17 protein-coding genes are annotated in these 24,789 nt (G+C 49.7%); 6 read left to right on the forward strand and 11 right to left on the reverse strand.

Annotated features, from left to right (window positions below; all coding sequences use genetic code 11):
* Positions 1–292: 292 nt before the first annotated feature.
* The 8 genes from N5E87_RS10405 to N5E87_RS10440 all read right to left on the reverse strand — a co-directional run bounded on the left by N5E87_RS10405 (position 293) and on the right by N5E87_RS10440 (position 9,144).
* On the reverse strand, positions 293–1,348 hold the full coding sequence (locus tag N5E87_RS10405) for a glycosyltransferase (protein WP_086904302.1): 1,056 nt from the start codon (positions 1,346–1,348) through the stop codon (positions 293–295).
* The gene (locus tag N5E87_RS10410) at positions 1,345–2,673 is read right to left on the reverse strand and encodes an oligosaccharide flippase family protein (protein WP_086904303.1); all 1,329 of its coding nucleotides are present in this window, start codon (positions 2,671–2,673) and stop codon (positions 1,345–1,347) included. Before N5E87_RS10410 ends, N5E87_RS10405 begins: the two co-directional genes overlap by 4 nt.
* A 216-nt stretch (positions 2,674–2,889) precedes the next feature.
* Positions 2,890–4,200, reverse strand: coding sequence for an O-antigen ligase family protein (locus tag N5E87_RS10415; RefSeq protein WP_086904304.1), 1,311 nt, complete (start codon positions 4,198–4,200; stop codon positions 2,890–2,892).
* Entirely contained in the window at positions 4,155–5,567 is a 1,413-nt protein-coding gene (locus N5E87_RS10420; RefSeq protein ID WP_176370356.1) for an exopolysaccharide biosynthesis protein, read from the reverse strand. The genes N5E87_RS10415 and N5E87_RS10420 overlap by 46 nt, the downstream gene beginning before the upstream one ends.
* An 81-nt stretch (positions 5,568–5,648) precedes the next feature.
* Positions 5,649–6,917 carry a polysaccharide biosynthesis/export family protein gene (locus N5E87_RS10425; protein ID WP_176370357.1) on the reverse strand — a complete coding sequence of 423 codons (1,269 nt, stop codon included), beginning with the start codon at positions 6,915–6,917 and terminating at the stop codon, positions 5,649–5,651.
* Between the two features lie 35 nt (positions 6,918–6,952).
* Complete coding sequence (locus tag N5E87_RS10430) at positions 6,953–7,294, reverse strand: STAS domain-containing protein (protein ID WP_086904305.1); 342 nt, start codon at positions 7,292–7,294, stop codon at positions 6,953–6,955.
* Between the two features lie 222 nt (positions 7,295–7,516).
* Entirely contained in the window at positions 7,517–7,912 is a 396-nt protein-coding gene (locus tag N5E87_RS10435; RefSeq protein WP_086904306.1) for an ATP-binding protein, read from the reverse strand.
* Positions 7,909–9,144 (reverse strand): SpoIIE family protein phosphatase, encoded by a 1,236-nt coding sequence (locus N5E87_RS10440; protein ID WP_086904307.1) that lies wholly within the window; start codon positions 9,142–9,144, stop codon positions 7,909–7,911. Before N5E87_RS10440 ends, N5E87_RS10435 begins: the two co-directional genes overlap by 4 nt.
* 311 nt (positions 9,145–9,455) lie before the next feature.
* On the opposite strand from N5E87_RS10440, the gene N5E87_RS10445 reads away from it, so the two are divergent.
* From N5E87_RS10445 to N5E87_RS10455, 3 genes are read left to right on the forward strand one after another with little or no spacing between them, the layout of a single operon-like run.
* Positions 9,456–10,358, forward strand: a complete 903-nt coding sequence (locus N5E87_RS10445; protein ID WP_086904308.1) for a phosphate/phosphite/phosphonate ABC transporter substrate-binding protein — start codon at positions 9,456–9,458, stop codon at positions 10,356–10,358.
* Between the two features lies 1 nt (position 10,359).
* Positions 10,360–13,719 carry a PAS domain S-box protein gene (locus tag N5E87_RS10450; protein ID WP_086904309.1) on the forward strand — a complete coding sequence of 1,120 codons (3,360 nt, stop codon included), beginning with the start codon at positions 10,360–10,362 and terminating at the stop codon, positions 13,717–13,719.
* A gap of 8 nt (positions 13,720–13,727) precedes the next feature.
* Positions 13,728–15,236: a sigma-54 dependent transcriptional regulator gene (locus N5E87_RS10455; protein ID WP_086904310.1), complete on the forward strand. Its 1,509-nt coding sequence runs from the start codon at positions 13,728–13,730 to the stop codon at positions 15,234–15,236.
* Positions 15,237–15,484: 248 nt separating this feature from the next.
* On the opposite strand, the gene N5E87_RS10460 is transcribed toward N5E87_RS10455, so the two are convergent.
* The gene (locus N5E87_RS10460) at positions 15,485–17,116 is read right to left on the reverse strand and encodes a methyl-accepting chemotaxis protein (RefSeq protein ID WP_086904311.1); all 1,632 of its coding nucleotides are present in this window, start codon (positions 17,114–17,116) and stop codon (positions 15,485–15,487) included.
* Between the two features lie 432 nt (positions 17,117–17,548).
* Between N5E87_RS10460 and N5E87_RS10465 the strand changes: the two genes are divergently transcribed.
* The 3 genes from N5E87_RS10465 (at position 17,549) to N5E87_RS10475 (ending at position 20,150) form a co-directional block, all read left to right on the forward strand.
* The gene (locus N5E87_RS10465) at positions 17,549–18,031 is read left to right on the forward strand and encodes a nuclear transport factor 2 family protein (protein ID WP_197721447.1); all 483 of its coding nucleotides are present in this window, start codon (positions 17,549–17,551) and stop codon (positions 18,029–18,031) included.
* An 8-nt stretch (positions 18,032–18,039) separates the two neighbouring features.
* Entirely contained in the window at positions 18,040–18,993 is a 954-nt protein-coding gene (locus N5E87_RS10470; RefSeq protein ID WP_086904313.1) for a TIGR03571 family LLM class oxidoreductase, read from the forward strand.
* A 245-nt stretch (positions 18,994–19,238) separates the two neighbouring features.
* A complete protein-coding gene (locus N5E87_RS10475; protein ID WP_086904314.1) occupies positions 19,239–20,150 on the forward strand; it encodes a LysR family transcriptional regulator in 912 nt (303 codons plus the stop codon).
* Positions 20,151–20,279: 129 nt separating this feature from the next.
* Here the strand turns inward: N5E87_RS10475 and N5E87_RS10480 are convergent, their stop codons facing one another.
* Together N5E87_RS10480 and N5E87_RS10485 are read right to left on the reverse strand one after the other, a co-directional pair.
* The gene (locus tag N5E87_RS10480) at positions 20,280–21,716 is read right to left on the reverse strand and encodes a TolC family protein (RefSeq protein ID WP_086904315.1); all 1,437 of its coding nucleotides are present in this window, start codon (positions 21,714–21,716) and stop codon (positions 20,280–20,282) included.
* Entirely contained in the window at positions 21,709–24,786 is a 3,078-nt protein-coding gene (locus N5E87_RS10485; RefSeq protein WP_086904316.1) for an efflux RND transporter permease subunit, read from the reverse strand. Before N5E87_RS10485 ends, N5E87_RS10480 begins: the two co-directional genes overlap by 8 nt.
* Between the last annotated feature and the right edge of the window lie 3 nt (positions 24,787–24,789).

Raw genomic sequence — 24,789 nt, forward strand, 5'->3', positions numbered from 1 at the left:
CTTATTTAAAAACAATGACTAAGATATTTTCGTTTGATAGGCTAAGTGATTTTTTGCAGTTTGCTTTGCAAGCTGCAAATCCTTTTGAGATGGAAGTATCGGCTAGGGGTGACTATCTCAGGCGTAGCTATTGTCTTCACCATCAATGCTTGAAAACAAACGCCCGAAATCGATATCAAAGAAATCAATATCAAAGTCATAGAGTGCCACTTACGACAAAAGCAAGGCGGCTGTGTGAGCCGCCTTGAATCTGCAAACGATAAATGTGTCACGGTTAATACTGCCATTTATCTCATTTTAATTGGGTCGTGAGTAAGCTTGCCGTCACCCCATCACGTTTGATTTGCATACGTTGGCGATAGCCTAGGTACTTTTGACCAAGGGTTTCGCACATTTGATATAAACCGCGTGGCATTAACCATTGCAAATAGGCCGCGACCAGTGTGGTCAGGGTGCGATTAGTTTCCTTGATTAAGATCTGCGGCGAAGTCAGCAACGCTTGATTGACTAAATTTTTCGCCATACGCCCATCGCCTAGGCGAATGGCTTGTCTGGCTAAATAGCGAAGCTGATAGGCTCTCGCGGCATTTTCATGCATTAACAATATCTTAGGGGCATAGCGGCGCGCTTTAGTGACCATTTGCTCCCAGGATGCCAGTTGCTTCACTAAATTCGCCGACAAGCCGCCGTGGTTTAAGCGATAGTAAGTTAATGGCTCGGGGATCCCCTCCATTTGCCACTGGGTTGTCGCCACGATGCGAAACCAACACTCGATATCTTCCGATTGGCGAAATTGTTCATCGAAATAACAAGTGTAATGTTCGCTGTGGTTCAGCGCTTGGAAGCGAATGTCATTTAAGGTCTCGCGGCGGATCACCGGCGCTGAGCCATTACCCACCGGATTGCGGCACAGCAAATGGCCAGCATCAATGTCTGTGAGCTGCGGCATCTGGTAAAAATTGATCGGGTTGCCCCGATAATCGATAAAGCTTGAGCGCGAGAAGCTTATGCCGACTTTAGGCGACTTTTGTAGGTGATCCACATGCAGCTTTAACTTATCTGGATGCCAGAGGTCGTCCGAATCGATAAAGGCGACATAGCGACCAATCGCATGGCGAATGCCGGTATTACGTGCGGCGGCTAACCCCTTATTCACGGCGTGCTGCACGAGTCGAATGCGGCTGTCGCAAAATTGTTTACAGCGGGCAAGGCTATTATCGGTGGCACAGTCATTGACTATGATTAGCTCAAAATCCGTAAAACTTTGAGCTAATACAGAGGAAATAGCTTTTGATACAAAAGCTTCCACATTATAGACCGGCATCACCACTGAGACGGTAGGGATCATAATGAACCTCCTAATGAAGGGGATAAGGTGGGTAAACGCAGTTTTTGTGCGGTGGGTTTCATCACAAAATAAGCAAACAGCGGCATACAAATCAGGTAACAGAGGAAGATGCCCATGGCGACGCCTTCTAGCCCCCACAGGGTGCCTAGGCTGATACTCATGGCCAGTAGGCCAATAAAACTAGCATTGGCGACTAAGTTGAGTTTGCTAAGCTCGCAGGAAATCAGCAGTTGGCTCGCGGCCTCGCCTAAGGGGCGAGTTAAACCACTTAAACAGAGCAGAATAAAGACCGGCAATGCGCCAGCGTCGAGCCAGTGTTGGCCATAGACAAAGGGTAAGTACCAAGGGGCGAACGCACTCTGTAACCCTATGATAGGCAAGGTTACCAGCATGATACTTAGCAGGGCGTGGCGATACTTTAGCAGCGCATCTTCACCATCACTCTGACAAAGATGGGAGTAAAAAGCGGTGCCAAAGCTTTGAATAAGACCAAGACTCATGCCAAGGCTGGTATTGACCGCGAAGAAATAGATCCCAAGCGCTTCGACACCTAAAAAGTAACCCACTAATAAATAATCAATATTTTGTCTCAGGGCGAGGCAAAGATCCCCAAGCGCCACCTGAGTACCAAAACGAAATAGCGCGCGACATTGGCCAAAGTCTATCTTGGAGAAACAATGCGCGAATGGGGTGGTGTGAATATTATTAATGCCCGAATGTTGCTTGTGCACGGCTATCCAAATCAAGACCACCAGCACCTTGGGCAGAATAATCCCCCAAATCCCCATTCCGCACAGCGCCAGAAGGGCGGTGAGCAAACCATCGGCCACCGTCTGCCACAGGTTGGCTTTTGCAACGATACGCATCTTATTTTGGCGTAGGTTGGCGGCGGCATGCAGCATGCCAAAGGGGAGGAGCAAATAGCTTGTTGCCATGAGTATCATAGGTTTCACTATCTGTGCGTCTTGATAGTAAAGGGCGAGCAATCCACTGAGTAAGCTCAAGGCAACAAAAGACAGTACACACACAAAAATATTGATCAGATTGGCGCTGGCAAGGTGAGCGGCAAAGGCGTTGTCGTCCATCTTGATCAGCGACGCCGAAGTGATCCTGCGGATGAAAATGCTGAGGATCTCAAAACTGGTCAAAATGATCGCGACTTGACCGAAGACCTCGGGAGTGAGTAAACGGGCTAAGATGATACTGCTGCCAAGGCGCACGATACGCCCGCCAACTTGGGCTGAGCCTAACCAAAGTATGCTGCTGGCCAATTGGCGAATACCTTGGTTGTCCCTGAGGGGTTGTATCAATGCCCATCTGCTCATCGCAACACCTATCGGTTAAGAGTGCCTGCTCTAACTATTCAGTTTCTATGCCAGCTTTTTAATGTTTATTTTCTAATTTAAAAACAGGTGGTTATAGCTATTTTAACTAGTTTGCAATTTAGCAGAGCTTTAGGATTTGCGGCCCATTGCAAAATGCAAATCAAGATGCAATTGCCGCGAGTATTGAAAGGACAACGAAAAACTCGCGAAGGGATCTCACTGAGCACTCGGTTGAGTGGCTTCTGATGATTGTTGCGATGGTTCCAGAAATGAGCTCTTATGGCGAAGGCTTGCCTGATTGTGGGCAATACCGAGCACTATGAGTCCTGGCCAGAAGAGATAGGCGAGGATCTCAAGATTTTCGCCAAAGGTGTAAAGCAGTAAAATCATCAGTACCGCCATTCCTACCGCCGAGAGTCTGGATTGCATCAAACTGGGTAGCAAGCAGAGCACGCTGACAAACAAGGCCAACGCCAGTGCGAAGGCGCCAACGATCCCCTTCACAAACAAAAGGCCGTACCAAGTGTGGTGCGAGCCAATCGGCATGTACTCCACCATATGGGGGCCGCGCTCGACAATGCCATGGCCCCAGACAATCGCCTCGTTTGCCCAGCGCTCGAGGGCGATTTGGCCGAGGGCCTCACGTACCCGAGTCGAGTCGGCTCTGGCGGCTTTGACGCTGTGAATACTGGCTTCAATGCTAGACAGTACCGCCTCGCCAAAAATGCCCGCCAATAAAAAACATGGACTCACCAATAAATACAACCAAGGGGATTTGGCATAGCGAATAAAGTTGAAATAACAGACGAGGGCAAGGCAGCAGAGGATGGCGAGTCTGGATTGGGAGATAAGTACCATCAAGATACTGCCAGCCAAGCCATAGAAGCGATAACGCTTGTTGGTTTCCTGCAGGGCAAACAGAAAATAAAAGTTGCCTACCATGCCAAGCGCGGGCGCCCAAGGGGTAAATAGCCGCCACCTTGGCATACCGCTGCCAGGGTCGATTTCATACAGGCTGACGGCAAAAAACTCAGGCCCAGGTCCGCCGACAATGCTTAAAGGGGAGACATACAAGGTCGTCGGCAGGTGGAGCAGCCAAGCGAGTACAAACAGCGGAAACAATATCAAGGTATGTTTGCCAACCACGCAGCAGGCGCGGTAAATCAGCTGTGGCCGAATGTGCAGACCGCCAATCAGTGGAAATACCGCCAGCAGCGCCCAGCCCTTAGCCCAACCAATGGAGGATTTAATCAGTTGGGCTATGCCTAAATGCTCCACCAGATGGCCTATGACTAATGCCAGTAGCATCAACAACATGGCAAATATCCAACTTACTATCGGTAACGATATCCGGCATCCTTCGGCGTAAAACAGCAATCTGCCGAGCATTCGCAGCACTAAGATCCAACCAATCACTGGGGCAATCAAATACATGGCACCTAAGAACCAAAAGAAGTAAGTGCCCGTAATGGCGAACCAGACTAGTCGTTCGTCAGAATTTTCTGGAGTATAGGTTTGCGTATCCATAGTATGCTCAATCCGACAATGACCATCATCGAGGCGGCAATGCCACCCACTAAGGTTAGAATCAAGCCCAGCTTGTCAGGCTTTTCGGGGCGAGTCGGGGCTGCAAACAGCTGTAATAACGGGTAAGCGGAGAAGATGTCGGCCTTACCCACATCAATTTTAGCAATCGCGGAAGTAAACACTGCGGTGGCAAGTTGATGGTCGCGGTGTAAATCCTCAAGCTTAGCGGCATCGTCATTACTGTGTTTAAGCCGGGTTTCCCATTCATCAATCTGGGTACTCAAGGACGTTAGTTCATGGGCTAAGCCTTCGTTTTCTGTGGTGATATTAATCAGTTTTTGCATCAACGCGGCGCGGCCATCGATATCATCGACGGAGAGGATCAACATCAACTTAGGATCGCAACGCGCCAACAATTTTTGGCAGCGGCTATGCAATGCATCCAACATGGTTTTTTGCTCTGTCTTGGCGCTCAGCACTTGCGGATGTTGCTCGCCATAATGACCATTGAGCCCCACCAGTAGCGCGGTCGATTCGGTATATTTGAGTAAGAGTTGTTGGAACAGCTGATCGTTTTTCAGCTTGAGTAAGTCAGTGGATTGGGTTGCCGTCAGGGACAAATCGGCCTCCAACAGTTGCTGGCTGGCAAGGCCGCCATTGAGTTTAGCGGTAAGATTGACTTGGCTTTGGCGTAAATGCTCAATGGTAACCGCCACTTCCTTAAATTGATCCAACGAGACCAGCCCAGTCTCAGATTGGAAGGCGACAATATTGGCCTGACTCTGATGTACTTTATCGGCAAAGCTCTCCAGTCCCATTCTGACGCCGTTTTCACGGATATGGATTTCATCGATCCTCAGGTGTGAGAGTGTGCCCTGCAGAGTGCGATAGTGTGCCCATGCCTTTTGCTCGGCGAGCTCGGCGCTGTTAGCGCTGATGCTGAATTCCATCAGTCCAGTTTGGCTGGGGAGCTTTAACTTAGGCGTGCCCAGCGCTGAGGCCTTAAGGTCTAATTGCGCCGCGGCATCGCTTAGTAACTTATCGCTTAGGGCAATGGCCTTGTAGTTTTCCCGCGGATCGATGGCAGAACTCAGATAAGGAGAACTGCTCGAACTGCTGGCTTGACCCAAACTGTCTAGGCTGACGACAGCGCCTGCGCCCGCACCGGGTAAAATCAACACCCATTTGCAGGTGTAACGGGTTGGAGTAATAACGATGACAAGACCTGTGATAAGCCAAATCACCGCTAATGCCGACAACACTGTCTTTAGATATAACTTACGGCGGGCGGGGGCGGGCAGGCTGCTGCCATTGACCAGCGCACGCTTTAACCACAGTAGAGGGTAGCCTTCCTGAGATGCTTTCATGATCAATGTCCCCTCGTCGAATCATCCTAGGGGTGACATAACCTGTCACCCAAGCGCTCGTTTCGTACTACAAGTTCCGTACTACAGCAAACCGAGTAAACTTGCGGGCACCAGTAAGTCGGTTAAGCTGCGCGCAATCTCACGCACATTGGTCACGCCAGAGTCATAACAGGCGATGCCGTCTCCGGGGAGCAACACGGGGTTCATTTGTGGCTGCCAAGACTCACGGATCAAGCTGTCCAATGAACGTTCGACGATATCGGTTTGGTCCGAGAGCGGATTGCGAGTCACCAGTAACACATAGCGACTGGCGTTGGTGCTTTGGGCGCCACCGACACAGTTGGCCGCAATCGCACCTGTGAGCAGACGTGTGCCGTAAGGGAAACGCGTCGCTTCGGTATCGACGGCAGATTGTGAGTTACTGCTCGCCGGTTGAGTTAAGTTTGAAATAAACACGCGGATCCCAGGCGCGGTGATCTGCGAGGGACGCACCAGTTTATCTTCAAAACGGCGGGTACTTGGGACAAAGATTTGATCGCCAGCACTTAAGAGGAAGCGTGGCACTTGGGTGCCGCTAATCACCCCGGATAAATCCAGTAAAAAATGTTGCTGGCCGCGGATCACGCGTACCTGGCGGATCTGGGCGTCGGGTCTAACACCTCCGGATGCGCGAAGGGCGGCGGCTATGGTTCTATCACTGGCCTGATCGCCGCTATGACTTTTATCGTCATCCTTAATTTCGGTATCGGATTTCTGATTGATAAAGTGCTGCCCAGGTTCAAACACTGAACCTAATACTGTCACTTCAATCGGTGCCCAGGCGATGGGGCTGATATTGACGCGCACACTGCTGGCCTGCATCAATTGCTCGCTCACTAAGGTTTGACTTATGCGCTGCTTGAGGGAGGCGATTGTTAAGCCTTGGGCATTGATGGGCGGTAAGTAGGGCAGATAGATTTGACCGTTGGCATCAATTTCGACATCGGCACTGAAATCCTCGCCATGTAAAACGCCTACCCGCAATTTATCACCCACTGAGAGCTGCACATCTAAGCTGGCAGTATCGCTGAATGTGGCGCTAACGTTTTGAACTGCTGTTGGATTAAGACTGATGTTTTCCGTTTGCGCGGTTAACAACTGTTGATCCGCCTGACGCAGATAGGAGGTTTGCGGCCCAAAGTAGTGGCAATATTCTCCGGCCTGTTGCTGACAGAGTTGGTCCTGAGTGGTGCGCTGGGGAGTGACGCAGGCCGTTAACATGCAAATAGAGGCACCTAGGGTTGCTAGGCTCAAGGAAAAACGGCGTTTGCATTCAATCTTGCCTACATGGCGGTGTGATAAGGTTTCCATGATGTCACTCCCTCTTAGCTGATGCTCACGCCCGACTAGTGGCAACTAAAGTGCGCGATGGCTGCGTCTTGATCTTCATAAATACTGAATATCTGATGTAAGCGCGTTAGTTCGATCAGGGCACGCACATGGGCCGAGGGTGATAACAGCAGAATTTCACCATCTTGTTGCTGCGCCCGCTTAAGGGCGGAGATCAGCACCGACAGCCCGCTAGAGTCGATATATTTCACTTGTTCAAGATTGATGATTAAGCGGTTGGTATTCTGCTCCATATGGCGCAATAGTGCGGCTCTATGGGTAGCTGTGTTGGCCATCATCATCTCGGTTGGAAATATCACTAGGCTCGCGTTGTATTTTTCAAGTGGGAAGAATTTCATGATAATCACCTCTGCCTGCCAGTTAGTATTGAAACCGCATCTTCAGATAGCATTTATCAGGCCAAGATTTTTATTGATTAAAATCAGGTGGTTAATTTGCTTATTAACTGGGCGCTATAGTCAGATTTGAAAATGCATTGCAATTTGCAATGGGGATTGTGTAACGCGAAAACCAAACCTAGCGGTTGGTAAGCCTACCGCTAGGTTTGATATCGAGTGGGTTTAATGATGACGCAGTAAGGTTAATCTTAAGTGTGAGCCAAGCACTGTGGTTTGAAAACGCACCGCATCCATCCAGTTGTACATGATCCACAGGCCACGGCCATGCTCGCTCAGTTGGTTTGGACACTCCTCGAAGGCAACCTTGGGCACTGTGGGGGAATGATCGAGTAAATCGACGACGATACGGTCGTGGTTACAATGCACGATCAACACAATAGGCTCATGGGTGTCCTGAGTATGGCTAATCACATTACTTACCGCTTCGAGTACGCAGGTAATCACTTTAAAGCGTTGGCGCTCATGCACATTTTGCATCAGCATAAACTGCTCTAACTCGTCACAGAAGGGATGTTGACGCCACTGTTCATGGGTGAGATTAAACTGCAAGCTGTTCATAGGGCCTCCAGAGCCGTATTGGCATAGTTGGCAGATGGGTAAGTAATTAACATCATGGAAATATCATCTTGGGTTGTGCCGCTTTGCCACAGCTTTAAGGCGTGGCTTAAATGGCGCAGCAAGTCTTGGTCGTTTAGGCTGTAGGCATTACGGCACAGGGTTTGTAATCGTTCTAAGCCAAAAAAACCAAATTTAGGGTGTTGGCACTCGTAGGCACCATCAGAAAACAGCAAGAGTCGAGCCCCAGGTGCAAGCTTTATGAGTTGATCTTGATACTGTACGGCGGCGTGGATCCCAAGGGGCAATTCGGTATCGAGAGGCAAAGGCGCGCAGTCAGTTTTACTCAGTAGTAACGGCGCAGGATGGCCGGCGCTGCACAGTCGCAGCTCGCCAGTCTGGGTATGGATCTTTCCAAGCAGCAGAGTCACAAAACGGCCAGTATTATCGGGGTCGCTCAACTCACGATTGAGCTGATTGACTATCTCCTGCGGCGACAAGCCACGCCAATCGGTTCGCTCCAACGAGAGACGCTGGGCAAGGCTGACACTCTGCAGCGCGGCGGCAACGCCATGGCCTGCGGCATCGATCAGGAAAAACCCAAGTTCATCATCACCCAAATCAAAACACTGATATAAATCCCCGGCAAGGTAATGGGCGGGTTGAAACTCATGGTGTAACAGCCAGCCCCTTGGCAAGGTTTTACTGCGGGGCAGCAATTCCCGCTGCACTTTCGCGGCAGAAACTAAATCTTGTTTTAGGGTACTGAGCAAGGCGGATTCCTTAGCCAGCCCTTGTTGTAACAGTTGATTGTTGCGGCTCAGATGGTGTTGCAGTTGCACGATACGCATCGCGGCTAACATTCTGACCTTGAGTAGCTCTGGATGAAACGGTTTACAGATAAAATCATCGGCACCGGCTTCGATACCCAGCACTATGTCGGCGGTCTGATTATTGGAAGTTAACAGGATCACAAAGGGCGGTAATTGGTGATTTTTAACGATTTGGCACAGCTCAATACCATTCATCTTGGGCATGCGCCAATCGCTGACAATAATATGTACCTCGTTGTGCGCGAGATAATCCACCGCCTCCTGACCATTGCTTAGGCTCTGGACTAACCAACCAAACTGCCTCAATAGCTGAGTGATATAAAGGCGCTCACTGTCCGTATCTTCCACGACCAGCACAGACAAGGTAACGGCTTGCATCGATGACAACGAAGAGAGCGGCATAGTCTGGCTCCGATAATGGCGAATATTCTTCGATAGCAAGAGCTATGCCCATTTAAAAAAAGCCTGCTAATTGAGGTTGATACTGTCTACATGCGCTGGAAAGGCCAAGCTAAAGACTGATTTTTTGTAGTTTGTTGCAAAATGCAAATCCGTCATCCATAGTGAGTTTATCTTTTGTGCAATGTTCTCCAAGGTGATTGTTTTTATTGGTGGTATTTTTTGTGGCATAGGGGTTGCTGATATCACCTCAGGGCGCGCTAGGTTGAGGCACCCTGTGTAGCCTGCATATCATTAACAAAAGGACATTTAGCATGGATAAGTTTTCGACATTAGGCACCCAGTCGACACCGAATAAGGCGAGTCATTGGCAATTTATCTGTTTGATAATTCTTATGATAAGTTTAATTTCACCGGTTAATGCTCAAGCTCCTCTCGCCGCAAAAAATACAAAACCCATATTGACCTTTGGCGTAGTTCCCCAGCAATCGGCTATTCAACTGGCTAAGCTGTGGCCGCCAATCTTGGCGGCCTTGTCCGAAAATGCAAATTATCAATTGCAATTTGCAACGGCGCCCGATATTCCCACCTTTGAGCAACGCCTGAAAGACGGGCAATACGATATTGCCTATATGAATCCCTATCATTATGTGGTGTTCCATGAAGCGCCTGGCTACCAGGCGCTTGCGCGGGAAAAGGACAAAAAACTGAAAGGATTGCTCGTTGTCCGTAAGGATTCGCCGATAAAGTCCTTAACCGAGCTTGCGGGCAAAACCTTAGCTTTTCCCGCACCTGCCGCATTCGCGGCCAGCGTATTACCGAGAGCGCATTTAAAGCAGGGCAATATCGATGTGCAGGTGAAATATGTTGGCTCCCATGACTCGGTTTACTTAGCAGTACTTCAAGGACTCGTTGATGCCGGTGGCGGGGTGCAGCGCACCTTTAACAATTTGACCGATGCACAAAAACAGCAGCTAAATGTGCTTTGGCAGTCGCCAACCTACACGCCCCACGCCATTGCAACCCATCCCAGAGTGACAAAGGCGCAGCGTCAGCAGTTACTCGAACAATTAATGGCGCTATCCACGACGCCACAGGGGCAAGCCTTACTACAATCCGTAGACTTTTCTGCCTTTATGGCGGCAGAAGACAAGGATTGGGATGATGTTCGTGAATTAAAACTGGGAACATTAACCAAGCCGCTCGAGGAGAAATAGTGTGTCCTTTAGACTGAAAACCATTTTAGGGATCGCCTTAATCGAAGGCTTACTCTTGTTTTTGTTGGTGTATACCAGCATTAACTACCTTAAATTGTCCAATCAGTCGCAAATTGAAAAACGGGCCGAGACCACCTTAACCTTGTTTTCGGTCGCCGCGCAGGATGCGGTGATCAGCAACGATCTCGCAACGCTGCAGTCATTGATCCAAGAGCTGCTGAGCCACAAGGAAGTGCTGTACGTCACTGTGTCCGATCAGAACCGTATTTTGGCCTATGGCGGCGCCGATAAATACATTCAAGTCTCCCATCAGGCGGATAAACACTTAGATCAAGTGGTTGATGGGATCTTCGATCTGGTGCAATCCATTGAAGTCAACGGCTATCATTTTGGCTCAGTCAGTATGGGCTTTGAGACACAAAGCCTTGAGAACCTCGTTCATACAGTGACACAGCAGATCCTCTCGATAGCAGGGGTAGAAATGTTGCTGGTGGCCTTGTTTTCACTGCTGCTGGGGCATTATCTCACCCGTAATTTAACCCAGCTGACCAGCGCCTCGAAACGCATTTTAGCGGGGGAATTGGGGGTGCGTGTCCCCGTGAAGGGCAAAGATGAAATCGCCCAGATGACTCGCGCTTTCAACAACATGGTGGATAAGGTCGATGCGCGGACCAAGGCGTTGGAAGCGGCGAATATCCGTCTTAACACTATTCTAGAGTCAGCAGTCGATGGCTTTGTGATCATCAATGAATTTGGCATCATCACCGACATCAACCCCGCCGTCAGTCGACTCTTTGGTTATGCTCACAATGAATTGATTGGCCAGAATGTGTCGATTTTCATGCCGTTCGACCAAAGACCGCTGCACGATGGTTACATTCAGCAGTACTTCACGACCCATGTTGCCAAAATCATCGGCACCAGCCGCGAGTTAACGGCGCAACGTAAGGATGGGCAGTTATTTCCCATTGCTTTATCCGTGTCGCAGATGAGCATCGACAATCGGGCAATGTTTATCGGTTTGGTCAAAGACTTATCCGAAGCAAAACGCAAAGAAATTGCCGCGGCGAAAACCGAGTCCGTGCTCCTTGCCACCTTAGCGGCGAGCCAAGATTGTTTGATCACTATCGATATGTCGGGGAAAGTGATCGAGTTTAACCTCGCGGCCACACGACTCTTTGGTTACAGCCGCGAAGAGGCGGTTGGGGCCTTGTTAGAAGACTTAATCATTCCTGATGAGCACCACCATGGGCACCGACAAGGGATGGTCCATTATAAACAAACGGGTGAAGGGCAGATCCTCAATAAACGGGTTGAATTGCAGGCCCGTTGCAAGGCGGGTCATCAAATTCCCATTGAGCTTGAGGTGGTGCCTATTCAGCTTGGTGATGAAGTGCTATTTACGGCCTTTTTACGGGATATTTCCGAGCGCAAAGCCAACGAACTCAAGTTGCAATTTGCTAAGGAACAAGCCGAGCAGGGCAGCCGAGTGAAATCGCGCTTCTTAGCGACCATGAGCCATGAGATCCGCTCGCCACTGAATGCAATTTTAGGCGGGGTGGAATTATTGCTGGATTCATCCCTGAGTAAGGATCAGCGCATTCACGCCAATATCGCACGGGAAGCGGGCAGTGCGTTGCTGCATACCATTAACGATATTTTGGACTTCTCTAAGATTGAAGCCGGACAAATGGTGCTCGAGTCCCACGAATTTGAACCGGACAAACTGGTCGCCCAGGTGTTGCAAATTCTGGAGCCTAAGGCCTTTGAGAAGGGATTACAACTGGTGAGCTTTGTAAATCGTAATGTGCCCCGCACTGTGGTTGGCGATCAGCAGCGCTTACGCCAAGTGCTGCATAACTTAGTGGATAATGCGATTAAGTTCACCTCATCTGGCACCATTACCGTCGAAATGTGGCTGCCGGACAATCATCAAACAGAGGTGCAACTCTATTGCCGTGTTACCGATCCCGGTATTGGGATTGCGGCGGAGGCTCAAAGCAAATTATTTAAAGAATTCAGCCAAGTCCATGATACCCACAATACCAACTACAAGGGCACTGGCCTAGGTTTAGCCATCTGTAGCGAGCTTATCACTATGATGGGCGGCAGTATCGAATTACACAGTGAACTCGGTAAGGGCAGTTGCTTTACCTTTTATGTGTCTTTGCAGCTGCTCGATAGCAACTTCTGCCATAGCTATTACTTCCCCGCCCACTCGCGGGTACTGCTAGCCCATCAAGATGAGACCTGGCTCAGGCTAGTATCGAAACAATACTCGCAATATGGCGTGGAAACGGTCGAGGTGCAGGATTGGCCATCGATTAAACGCGCCAAGCAATTTAAGGGGCTGTTCAATCTTATCCTGCTCGATGAAACCTTTTTCTTCGAGGTGGATGAAAAAGATGTCCACCAATTACGAAAAGCGCATTTAGCGCCCGATGGCTCTATGGTGGCCTTAGTCTCGGGGATGAGCACTGAGATAGGCCAAACCTTGGCGACCTTAGGTCTAGATCAAGTGATTAATAAGCCGTTAAGCCGTGCGATGCAGTTGGCACTCTTGAGTAAGGATGCGCTGGCAAACGAATTTGAAGAGGAATACGTGGCTCAGGAGAAATTCCAAGGCCATATTTTGCTGGCGGAAGATAGTCCCGCCAACCAAATCATTGCCGGGACTATGCTCACCAAGGCAGGCTTTGATGTCACTTACGCCTGTAATGGTGTCGAGGCGGTTAACTTAGTCGATAACAAGCCCTTCGATCTCGTCTTGATGGATGTGCGTATGCCAGAGATGGATGGGCTTGAGGCCACACAAATTATTTTGCAGCAGCATCCAGAGCAAGTGATCCTCGCCATGTCCGCCAATGTGATGAAAGAAGAGATAGAGCATTGTTATCAAGTTGGAATGAAGGACTTTATCGCTAAACCGGTCAAACAAAAGACCTTGTTGCAGGTGATTCAAAAGTGGTTGCCCAATGCCGTTGTCAGTTTACAAAGCCCGGTAAAACCCGCTGAAAATACTGCCAGTTTACTCGATGAGCCGCTACTTGCGGAGCTTGAGCAAACCTTAGGCAAGGCGAGTCTATCGAATATGATGAGTATCTTTTGCGATGAGCTAGCGCAGCGGCTCGAGAACTTAAGCACTCTCGCGGCCAGTCAAGTGGACGAGATAGAAGATCAAGCCCACACTCTAAAAAGCAGCTCGGGAAGCTTTGGGGCCGCAGCATTATTTGTACTTGCCCGAAAATTAGAAACCTGCGCCCGAGAGCAGCAACTGGGCGCCATCCCAGAGCTGATGGCACAAATTGATGCCCTTGGTAAGCAGACACACAGTGTATTAACGGAACGTTTTATTCAATAGGGATAGCTATGAATTATTCTGCATTATTGGTCGAAGATAGCCTGTCACTCAGCGCGCTCTACACTGAGTATCTGCGTGCCGAGGATATAAAAGTGACCCATGCCCATTGCGGCGCAGACGCCTTAAGCGAATTGTCCAACTGGCAGCCCGATCTGCTGATCCTCGATATCAAGCTGCCGGATATGTCGGGGCTGGATATCCTTAAGCAAGTGCAGCAGCGCTATCCCCATATCAGCACAATTATGATCACCGCCCACGGCAGTATCGATATTGCCATCGACACCATGCGTTCAGGGGCATTCGATTTTTTAGTCAAACCCTTTGATAGTAAAAGGCTTTCTATTACCGTTCGCAATGCACTCAAGCAAAAGCAACTCTTAGAGCTCGTCACTCAATATGAAAACAGCTTACCGAAAGGCCATTACCAAGGGTTTATCGGTGATTCGCTGGCAATGCAGAGCGTGTACAAAACCATCGATTGTGTCGCTAACAGTAAGGCGTCGGTATTTATTATGGGGGAGAGCGGAACGGGTAAAGAGGTGTGCGCTCAGGCCATTCACCAAGTGGGTAACCGCGCCGACAAGCCTTTTATCGCCTTAAACTGCGCCTCTATTCCTAAGGATCTGATTGAAAGCGAAATTTTTGGCCACTGTAAGGGCGCATTTACCGGCGCCCACAGCAACCGAGATGGCGCAGCGACGCGTGCCGACGGTGGCACCTTGTTCCTCGACGAAATCTGCGAAATGGATTTAGAACTCCAGAGTAAACTACTGCGGTTTATCCAAACGGGGACTTTCCAGCGGGTGGGCGGCTCCAAGGAAGAGCATGTGGATATTCGTTTTATCAGCGCGACCAATCGCGAGCCCTGGGAAGAAGTCAAACTTGGGCATTTTCGTGAGGATTTGTTCTACCGCCTGCATGTTATCCCCATTGAACTGCCCCCTTTGCGCGCGCGGGGCAGCGATGTGCTCTTACTGGCCAAGCAATTATTAAAAACCTACAGCAAGGAAGAAGGAAAACAGTTTGTCGACTTTAACCCTCAAGCCGCGAGTATGCTGCAAGCCTATGATTGGCCGGGTAATGTGAGGCAACTTCAGAACGTTATTCGCCAAATTGTTGTGCTCAATGACGCAAGTCATGTCGAGCCCAGCATGCTCCCCGCACCGCTGAAGCAGCCCTCGCAACTGAGGAGCAATCAGCAAGTTCATGCCAATATGCTTTCACAAAACAGTGCCCAGACTGAAACCCATACGCAGCTTCACGCTTCGCAGAACATAGATAACACCATCCCTCGAATGAACAGCGAATTAGTGTCAGAATCCACGCCAGAGGCGCATCAACACATCCAAGAGACGCGGATCCAACCACTGTGGTTAACCGAAAAGCAAACGATAGAAGGGGCGATTGCCCTGTGTGATGGTAATGTTCCTAAAGCGGCAGCACTACTGGATATCAGCCCATCGACCATTTATCGCAAACGGATGACATGGGAAGAACAAGCGGAACGTTCAACTTAATAAATCGCTGCATTTGAGCCGCAGACACTTGCGTTAACACAGAGCTTCAACAGAAAGCTTCAACAGCGAGCTTCCATATTGAACGTCAAAGTATCTGCGATTAGATATTTATCCTCTTTTGTTGCGCAGCCTAGGCTCCACTGATCTAGACTCCACTAACCTAGGCTGCGCTAAATCTCAAGCGCAGCTAACGCTGAGAGGTTCGGTGTAACTCGCAATCGACCCACATTCTTAAACCTATTCCCTAATCAATGGCGACGCTTGGTCTTGAAGAAGGCGAGTAATTGTTTTTGCTTACCCGCTTCTGATAACACATCGTGGCAAGCCTTACTGGCGTTACCGACTCCCACCACGTTTTGATCGACCATTTCTACCGTAGAAGAGATATTTCTGGAAATATCCTCTGTCACACTCGATTGTTCGCTCGAGGCCGTAGCGACCACTGTATTGACGTTAGAAATCGCATTGACTGAGGCCGAAATCCCCTGAAATGCTCTACGCACTTTTTCCGATACCATTTGAGACTCATCCAACAAACTGGTATTAGCCTTCATATAATGGTCGGCCCTTTCCGCCTGAGACTGTAATTTTGAAATAATTTCTTGGATATCAATGGTGGATTGCTGGGTTTTAGCAGCAAGAGAGCGAACCTCATCGGCGACAACGGCAAAACCGCGACCCGCTTCACCAGCCCTTGCCGCTTCAATCGCCGCATTGAGTGCCAATAGGTTGGTTTGTTCGGAAATACTGGTAATCACATCAATAACCGAGCCAATCTCAATAGAGTAGTCTTTCAACTGATTCACAATCGAGCCTGAATCTCGGATCGCCGCCCCGATTTTTACTGAAATATTATCGGACTCGCCGAGCGATTTATTGCCCTCTGAGACGTTTTCCATTGCTTCGCCGGCGCTGGTTTCGGCCTCGGTCGCATTTTTACTCACTTCTAGCGCGGTGCTGGACATTTCATTGAGCGCCGTCGCGATTTGCTCGACCTGAACCAACATGTGTTGAGAATTATGTTCAACCTGATTCATGGTGGAGGCGAGAATTTCGGCCGAAGTGGCGGTATTGTCGGCGACGGTAATCAATTGCTCTGTCATCTCAGAAATTTTATCGGCTGTCTCATTACACCCCTGAGCCAAGAGTCCTAATTCATTGCTACCTGTATCCTGAATTCGGTCGGTAAGATCGCCATTAGCCAGTTTGGCAATAAAACTCTGCACAGTTTTAATCGAGGTAATAATAAATTTTGAGATGAAGATGGAGGTGGCTAACACTAATAGCGACACTATGACTAAGATGGATACCATTATCGTGATCGATTCATCGTAAATCACATCGCCATAGTTGCTTGCATCCTGCGCGCCTTTGTAATTCAGATCCGATAACTTCAGCAATAAATCCGAATATTCGTTATACGCAGTGAGTGATTCCGTCAGCAGCAATTGCTTAGCATCTTCGTTTTTATTTGCCCGTGACAGTACCAGCAACTTCTGATGAACCACCAGATATTCCTTATATAAGCGCTGAAAATCATTGAAGATATTTCGTTCTTCATTGCCGCTGATCAGTTGCTCGTAGGTGCGGATAGATTCATCGATTTGCGCTTTGGTTTTATCCAGCTCTCTTTCGGTTTCTTGCATCTGATCACTATCCAACGAAAGAATATGTCGGGATTCTAATACCCTAAGATCTGCGGTTTGACCGTTGAGTCGCTCGATGACCCGCACGGAGGGCAACCAGTCGTTGGATATGACGGTGGACTGATCATTGATGACTTGCATTTTGCTAATTGCCATCATGGTTAACCCTAGAATCGCAATAATAGGAATCGCAAACGCGCCCAGTAATAGGTGACTTATCTTTAGATTACGCATGTAAACCCCAGCAATGATGATTATGCTCAAATGTGTTTATCCGGCGCCTGATGCAGGCTTATTCCCTCCATAAATATATAAGCCACACATTCAACTTTCGCTATGCCAACGAATAATTAATCGCTGAATTAACAGTAGTTATTTGCTGGGTTTTAACGGAGGTAACTTTGGCTATTACATGATTTAAAGTAACAGCGATAAATGTGGGGCAGTGCCAAAGCACACTAGCGCTTTAAGTAGCAGAAAAAATTGGTGCTCACCTAACTGTGTGCCTTCTTACGCAAGTTGATTGTAGAGTTTTTTTCGCAAATGAAACGAATTGCAGAGTGATTATCTCGCTTAAATAAAGCAATAAACTATGCCCATCAGTTGAGTCACCCGTCTGTGGTCCGTAATCACACGCCACAGACGCATGAGCTAATGGGAGTAATTATGTCAAATCATATCGATAGTCAGCGTATTCAGGCGTTATTAGATCGAGAAGAGATCCGTGCGCTGCGCCAGCACTACAGTAACCTGCTCGATGGTAACAATGCCGAGCGTATGGGCGAAGTCTTTACCGAAGATGCTGAAGTGGTGGTTACCGTTGGCTCAATGCAGGGTTTGCCTGCAATCAAACACAGCCTTGCTGAGGCCTACCAAGAGTTTGATAGTCAGCAACGCGGTCACTTTCCATTTGTGCATGCGATAACCAATCACATGATCACGCTGACAGGCAACAACACTGCTACTGGTAGTTGCTACTTACTCGATTTTGTTACAGATCGGCCAAGCGCCCTGCATCCATTCTTGCTGGTAGGGCGTTATCTTGATGAATATCAGCGTGTAAATGGTGAGTGGCGTATTGCTAAAACGATATTAGATGTCATTTGGCCGCACGCAGAAAGCGATGTAAAAACCAATAAAGACCGATAGGAGGCGGCATGTACGCTAAATTAGATGAAGCGCCTCGCAGTTTTACCCGGGTATTTTCGCCACAGCGACTAACCATAGGTTTATTAACGCCACTTGAGGCGTATCCTGACTCACCCTTTCCAACATTGGTAGAACATCAGCATTTGGCACAACAGGCTGAAGAGGCGGGCATCGCCAGTATTTGGCTAAGAGACGTACCGTTTTACGACCCAAACTTTGGTGATGCCGCGCAAATGCTCGATCCCATGGTATATGCAGGATTTCTAGCGGCAGTGACCAAAGAGATTACCCTAGGTACCGCTGGTATTATCCTTCCGCTGCGTGAACCTATAGCGGTCGCAAAACAAGCCGCTTCACTCGATTTGCTTAGCCATCAGCGGTTTGTACTCGGTCTATCAACGGGGGATCGCCCGGTAGAATATCCCGCCTTTGGTGTTGACTATGATGCCCGTGGCGAGCTGTATCGTGAAGCCGTTGAATATATACGTTATCTGCAGCAGCAATCCTTTCCTCGAGTACAAACGACCCATTATGGCCAACTGAGTGGCAAGCTCGATTTATATCCTAAAATGACTCAGCGGCTGCCGATGATGGCAGTAGGGCGCTCGAGGCAGCCCATTGAATGGTTAGCCAAAAATGTGGATGCGTGGCTCTGGTCGGTCGATGATGATAACGCCATTACAGATATTATTGCGTCGCTGCAACAGGCTGCGGGTGAGCATCCTGCGCCCGCTTATGGTTACTCGACCTTTTTTGATTTGGACAAGAATCCAAATGCACCATATCAGCGTTTTTATAATGTGGTGCGTATTGGCCGTAATGCACTCATCGAGAGGTTACGACGTCATCAAGCCTTGGGCGTTCAACATGTAGCACTTAACCTAAAACCCTCATCGCGCCCAGCCGCTGAAGTGATTGATGAGCTTGGGAGCTATGTCATTCCAGCGCTGGAAACGCGTTAAGGAAAGGGGGAAGGTCTAGGGGCAATGGGGTTGCGAAATCTTATGCCTACATGATTTTGCATAACATCATATACGGGCGCATCTATGCTCTTAAGTTGATTTAGTGACGGTTATATCTAGTTAAGTTACTCAATATGAATAAGAATGTAATCTTAGGTCAGCGAGGAAACTCATTCTACAATAAAGGCTAGCCACTCAGGTAAACTCAGAATGACCAAACTGATGACACAGCAATAAGGCTTCTCATGGGAAAAAATGACCATATGGGCGGTATCAACGCTTTTGTGATGACAGCGCAACATGGCAGTTTTACCGCAGCGGCTGAACGCTTGGGACTCACAAAATCTGCCGTAGGTAAAAGTGTGGCGCGCTTAGAGGAACGACTCGGTTTAACCTTGTTTCAACGTTCAACGCGGAGTTTAAGTTTGACGCCTGATGGGGAGCGTTATCTTGAAAGCTGCTTGAATGCATTGGAAATTCTTGAACAAGCCGAAGCTGAACTCACCTCCCACATTAGCCGTCCTTCTGGCCGATTACGTATTGATTTACCCGCTGCGTATGGCCGCAAGCGTATCTTGCCTTTGCTATTGGATATGACGCAGCAGTTCCCTGAGTTGAGTTTAACCGTGACATTCAGCGAGCGCTTTGTCGATTTGATTGAAGAGGGGATCGATCTCGTGGTGCGTATCGGCGAGTTGGCAGACAGTAGCGGCTTAATTGCGCGGCGATTAACCTCACAAAAGTTAGTGATCTGCGCGGCGCCCAATTACCTAAAACGCGTTGGTGCACCGCAAAAACCTGAAGATTTACAACAGCATCAATGTATTGTTGGCTTTCGCCGTGGGCAACCCATCTCTTGGCTACTGAAGCAACCTACTGGCGAAGTGACTCGATACACGCCGCCACCGACCCATGAATTATCCGATGGCGACGCGATGCTCTCTGCTGTGCTCGCCGGCTGTGGTTTATCGCAATTACCCTTGTGGTTGGTGGGAGAAGAACTGCGCCAAGGAAATCTTTGTGAGGTGCTCGAGGGACATTCAGGTGGAGAAATGCCAATCCATGCTTTATGGCCTAAAAATCGCCAAATGTTGCCCAAGATAAGGCATGTTGTCGATATGCTGATCGAGGCGAGTCAACATGGGGTGCTTGATTAACCTTGAACGCTAGTCGCTTAATACCAGTCATTTTAATAGCGTGGTTAAATAGGATGCTTTAGAGAAAATAAAAGCTCTATCCTGTGTTTAAGATAGAGCTTTTAATCATGTCAGTTGACAGACAATCCGTTAATTCGCTTTAGCTGAATCAATACTTGCCGATGATATCGGCTGCCAACCGCCGCCTAATGCCTTAAACAGATCGACCTGCGCGTTGGTTAACGCGACTTGCGACTCAGCATTTGCAGCGCGGCTATCAAGCATGTTGCGCTGACTCACCAACAACTGCACATGGGCGATCGCTCCCACATCAAAGCGCGCTTTATCGAGCATATAGGCACGATTAGCTTGTTGCTCTGCACGTGCTAACGCCTGCTGTTGCTCTGTGACCGCGTTTAACGATGTCAAAGCTTGCTCCACTTCTTTTAGCGCGTTTAACACCTGCGCATCAAAGCTCGCTACCGAAGCGTCTGCTTGGGCTTTTGCTTGAGCTAAACGTGCTCTTGCCGCTGAAGTGTTGGGAAAATTCCACGAAATGAGCGGCCCAATTCCATAACTAAAGCTATCGCTGCCTTTGATTACATCGTTGTGCAGATAGTTGGCCGATGCGCCCAACGTGATACGTGGATACAGATCGGCCGTAGCCACGCCGACACGGGCGATATCTGCAGCTAACGCTTGTTCCGCTTGGCGCAGATCCGGGCGGCGGCGCAGTAGCTCTGAACCATCACCCACGGGCAACGCCAGTGCCACGTTTGGTGGTAACCGACAATCTTGTAAGTCAGCGGGGGCTTCAGCTGGCTTTACCCCCAGCAGCGCCGCTAGCTCAAACAGCGCATTCTGTTTTGCTGCCTGCGCCATCGGAAGCTGCGACTTTACGGTTTCCACTACCGATTCAGCACTGGCGAGCGCAGATTCGGTCACTGTGCCTGCTTGCCACTGGGCCGCCACTATGTCCCGCTGCTGTAGGCTGTTAGCGAGTGAGTCTTGCACCACTTGTAACTGATTGCCATAGGCGCACAGATTGAGGTAAGCACGGGTCGTCTGCGCCGCGACAGTGACTCGCACTAAATCGCGTGCGGCTTGCTCCGCAGCGACATCGGCATTGGCCGCATCAATGGCTTGGCTAATGCGTCCCCAAAAGTCTGCTTCCCACGCCACTGACAAACCAGCCGATTCTGACCACTGTTCATCGGTGACTGTTGGCTCGGCATCGCCATAACTGACACCGCCGGACAGGTTAGTCGATGGCAATCGGTCTGATTTAGATTGTCGTAACACGGCTTGCGCACGGCGAAGGTTCGCTTCTGCTACGCGTAGATCGTTGTTGGCACTCAGCGCTTGCGCCACTAGCTGGTTTAAGCGCTGGTCGTGGTACAACTGCCACCAATCATTTGGCAAGGGTTGAACGGACTCTTGCCCGTCAACACGACTGACAAACTCGCCAGCATTAACAGCGTGCGGTGCGTAATCTTGTGGATTAGGCGCCGTGCTGCATGCGGCAAGAACGAGCGGTAGCAATAATGCTAACGGACGCAGCTTATGAGCTGAATGTAACTTAACCATGAGCCACCTCCGTGGTGTTATCAGTTGTGGCAACATCATGATGTTGGTCATGTTGGTGATTCGCTGCCAGCAGGGTGTAAATCGTTGGCAGTACAAACAAGGTAAACAGCGTACCGATCAACATTCCCATCACGACCACGATACCGATAGCGAAACGGCTCGCTGCGCCCGCGCCAGCCGCGAACAGCAACGGCACTAAGCCCGCTACCATGGCGGCGGTAGTCATCAATACGGGTCGCATCCGCACCGCCGCAGCGTGACGAATGGCGTCTAGCTTGCTCATTTTCTCGTGCAACTGCATATCGTTAGCGAACGACACCATCAAAATCCCGTGTTTTGAGATCAAACCAATCAAGGTCACAAGCCCAATCTGGGTGTAGATATTGAGTGTGGTAAAGCCAAGATAGATAGGCACCAATGCACCACAAACTGCCAGTGGCACAGTCACCAAAATGACCAAGGGATCGCGAAAGCTCTCAAACTGCGCTGCCAGTACCAAGAAAATCACAATCAAGGCAAAGGCGAACGACACGGTCAAGCGGTTGCCTTCATGCACAAATTGGCGACTGTTTGACAGCCAATCGACTGTGGTGCCATCGGGCAACGCTTGCTGTTGTAGGAAGCTCACGGCTTGTCCCATAGTGACGCCCGGCATCAATACCGCAGAGAGTGTGGCAGAGTTCATCTGGTTGAACTGCGGCAGTTTGTTCGGTTGCGGTTTAATCTCTACGCTAACCACAGTTGATAACGGCACTAACTTACCAGCGCCCGTACGTACGTAGTAATTACCGAGATTATCTGGCGTGAGTCGCTCCGTTTGTGGCACTTGCGTGATCACATCATATGAGCGATCAAACCAGTTAAAGCGGTTGATGTAGTTCTCACCAACCAAAATAGCTAGCGTATCAGCGATTTCGGCCATGCTGATCCCGAGTTCACCTGCTTTATCGCGGTCGATATCAATATGGGCTTCGGCGCTATCAAAAGCTAAGTCACTATCAACGAAGGCAAATAAACCACTGCCATAAGCCGCACCTTTAAGCCCCATCAGTGTTTGGTACAGGTCGCCAAATTCCCCTGAGGAGCGGATCACCATCTGTACCGGCAAACCACCCGTGGAAGCGGGCAACGGACTGTCTTGGAATAGGGAGGTATAGACGCCATCCACGCCTGCGGTCATGCCCGCTAATTGGCCTTGGATTTCATCGGCGCTTCGCTCACGCTCTGACCATTCTTTGAGAATGACGCCGCCAAAGCCGACATTGGCTTCATCGTTGGCAATGGCAAAGAAACTCCGTTCAAATTCGGGTAAGTCTTGGAATAGCTTGTCCACTTGGGTGCTGTATTTAGCGGTGTAGTCTACGTTGGCATATTGCGGGCCTTTGGTTTGCGCGAAGATGTAACCCATATCTTCGGCGGGCGCCAATTCACGTTTTGCACCACTGAACAACACGCCAATCGCCGCCAGAATGACCACGCCAACCAGCAGCACGGCAGGGCGCGACACTAAGGTTTTATCCAGCAGTTTGACGTAACGGGTGGTAAGACCTTCCATGTAGCGCTCAATCCACTGCGCCAATTTCGACTCGGATTGACGCGATTCCAATAACTTGCCACTCATCATTGGCGAGAGGGTTAATGCCACCACGCCGGAGACGATCACAGAACCTGCGAGGGTAAAGGCAAACTCGCGGAATAGGGCGCCCGTCAAACCGCCCATCATGCCGATAGGTGCATACACAGCGGCGAGGGTGATGGTCATGGCGATAACTGGCCCAACAATTTCCCGTGCGCCTTTAAGGGCGGCGTTAAAGGGCGATAAGCCTTCCTCAATGTGGCGGTGAATGTTCTCCACCACCACAATCGCGTCATCAACCACCAGACCAATTGCCAGCACCATCGCGAGCAAGGTCAGTAGATTCAGCGAGAAGCCGAACGCTAACATCAGTGCTGCAGTACCGAGCAGTGATAGTGGAATGGTAACGATGGGAATAATGACCGCGCGGAACGTACCGAGGAATAGGAAAATGACCACCACCACGATGGCAATCGCTTCAACCAATGTATGGGCGACTTCCTCGATGGAGGCATCGACGAAATGCGCCACATCGAACTGGCTAATGACTTCTAAGCCGGGCGGAGCGACTTTCTGCATATCATCAATCAAGTCATTGATCTGAGCTACGATATCCAGCGGGTTGCCATCAGGTGTTGGTGAAATCGCCACAGACACGGCGCGGCGGTTAGAGGCCAACATCGCGGAATCGTAGTTTTGCCCGCCGAGTTCGACGGTCGCCACATCCTGTAGTCGGACTACACCTTGGTTGCCTTGTTTTAACACCATCTGGCGGAAGGCATCGACGCTGCGTAGGTCGGTGCCCGCGGTGATATTTAATGCAGTGGCATCGCCTTTTAATTGTCCGGGTGATGCTTGAATATTGTTGCTACGCAAGGCGCTGGCAACATCGCTCGCCGTCATTCCTCGGGCGGCCAGTTTGACGGGGTCGACCCAAATACGCATAGCAAATGAAGCGCCGCCAACGACGTTAGCCGATGCGACACCAGGAACCGAAGTAATCAGTGGCTGCGCCACACGGGAGATAAAGTCAGCAATTTGTGGCGGTGACAAAGTGTCACTGACAAACGCCAGATATTGAATGGCCGAGGCACCATCGGTAATTTTGGCGATCACTGGATCGGTCACACCTTCAGGCAGACGATATTTCACCGTTTGTACTTTGGACAAAATTTCAGTCATCGAGCGGTCCGCATCGGCGTTGAGCACCAATTTGGCCGAGATATGGCTTTTACCTTGGCTCGAGGTAGAGGTGATGTACTCGATGCCACTTGCGGTAGAGATTGCTTGGGCAATCGGCGTGGTGACAAAGCCTTGCATCATGTCCTGCGTGGCACCGGGCAACGCGGTATCAATGGTAATCGTGGCGCTTTCCATCTGCGGATACTGGCGGATGGGCAGGTTATAGGTGGCGCTGATCCCAATCAGCAGGATCATCAAACTGACGACGATCGATAATATCGGCCGCCGAATAAAGAGATCGGTAAAGTGCATAGT

This window comes from Shewanella sp. GD03713, from assembly GCF_029843705.1.
Classification (GTDB): Bacteria; Pseudomonadota; Gammaproteobacteria; order Enterobacterales; family Shewanellaceae; genus Shewanella.

What these genes read in the sequence shown, in the direction of transcription:
- N5E87_RS10435 (WP_086904306.1), bottom strand. Translation starts at nt 7,912, where the DNA reads ATGAACAGCTTGCAGTTTAATCTCACCCATGAACAGTGGCGTCAACAT.
- N5E87_RS10475 (WP_086904314.1), top strand. Translation starts at nt 19,239, where the DNA reads ATGGGAAAAAATGACCATATGGGCGGTATCAACGCTTTTGTGATGACA.
- N5E87_RS10455 (WP_086904310.1), top strand. Translation starts at nt 13,728, where the DNA reads ATGAATTATTCTGCATTATTGGTCGAAGATAGCCTGTCACTCAGCGCG.
- N5E87_RS10440 (WP_086904307.1), bottom strand. Translation starts at nt 9,144, where the DNA reads ATGCCGCTCTCTTCGTTGTCATCGATGCAAGCCGTTACCTTGTCTGTG.
- N5E87_RS10405 (WP_086904302.1), bottom strand. Translation starts at nt 1,348, where the DNA reads ATGATCCCTACCGTCTCAGTGGTGATGCCGGTCTATAATGTGGAAGCT.
- N5E87_RS10430 (WP_086904305.1), bottom strand. Translation starts at nt 7,294, where the DNA reads ATGAAATTCTTCCCACTTGAAAAATACAACGCGAGCCTAGTGATATTT.
- N5E87_RS10470 (WP_086904313.1), top strand. Translation starts at nt 18,040, where the DNA reads ATGTACGCTAAATTAGATGAAGCGCCTCGCAGTTTTACCCGGGTATTT.
- N5E87_RS10445 (WP_086904308.1), top strand. Translation starts at nt 9,456, where the DNA reads ATGGATAAGTTTTCGACATTAGGCACCCAGTCGACACCGAATAAGGCG.
- N5E87_RS10465 (WP_197721447.1), top strand. Translation starts at nt 17,549, where the DNA reads ATGTCAAATCATATCGATAGTCAGCGTATTCAGGCGTTATTAGATCGA.
- N5E87_RS10410 (WP_086904303.1), bottom strand. Translation starts at nt 2,673, where the DNA reads ATGAGCAGATGGGCATTGATACAACCCCTCAGGGACAACCAAGGTATT.
- N5E87_RS10425 (WP_176370357.1), bottom strand. Translation starts at nt 6,917, where the DNA reads ATGGAAACCTTATCACACCGCCATGTAGGCAAGATTGAATGCAAACGC.
- N5E87_RS10460 (WP_086904311.1), bottom strand. Translation starts at nt 17,116, where the DNA reads ATGCGTAATCTAAAGATAAGTCACCTATTACTGGGCGCGTTTGCGATT.
- N5E87_RS10485 (WP_086904316.1), bottom strand. Translation starts at nt 24,786, where the DNA reads ATGCACTTTACCGATCTCTTTATTCGGCGGCCGATATTATCGATCGTC.
- N5E87_RS10415 (WP_086904304.1), bottom strand. Translation starts at nt 4,200, where the DNA reads ATGGATACGCAAACCTATACTCCAGAAAATTCTGACGAACGACTAGTC.
- N5E87_RS10480 (WP_086904315.1), bottom strand. Translation starts at nt 21,716, where the DNA reads ATGGTTAAGTTACATTCAGCTCATAAGCTGCGTCCGTTAGCATTATTG.
- N5E87_RS10420 (WP_176370356.1), bottom strand. Translation starts at nt 5,567, where the DNA reads ATGAAAGCATCTCAGGAAGGCTACCCTCTACTGTGGTTAAAGCGTGCG.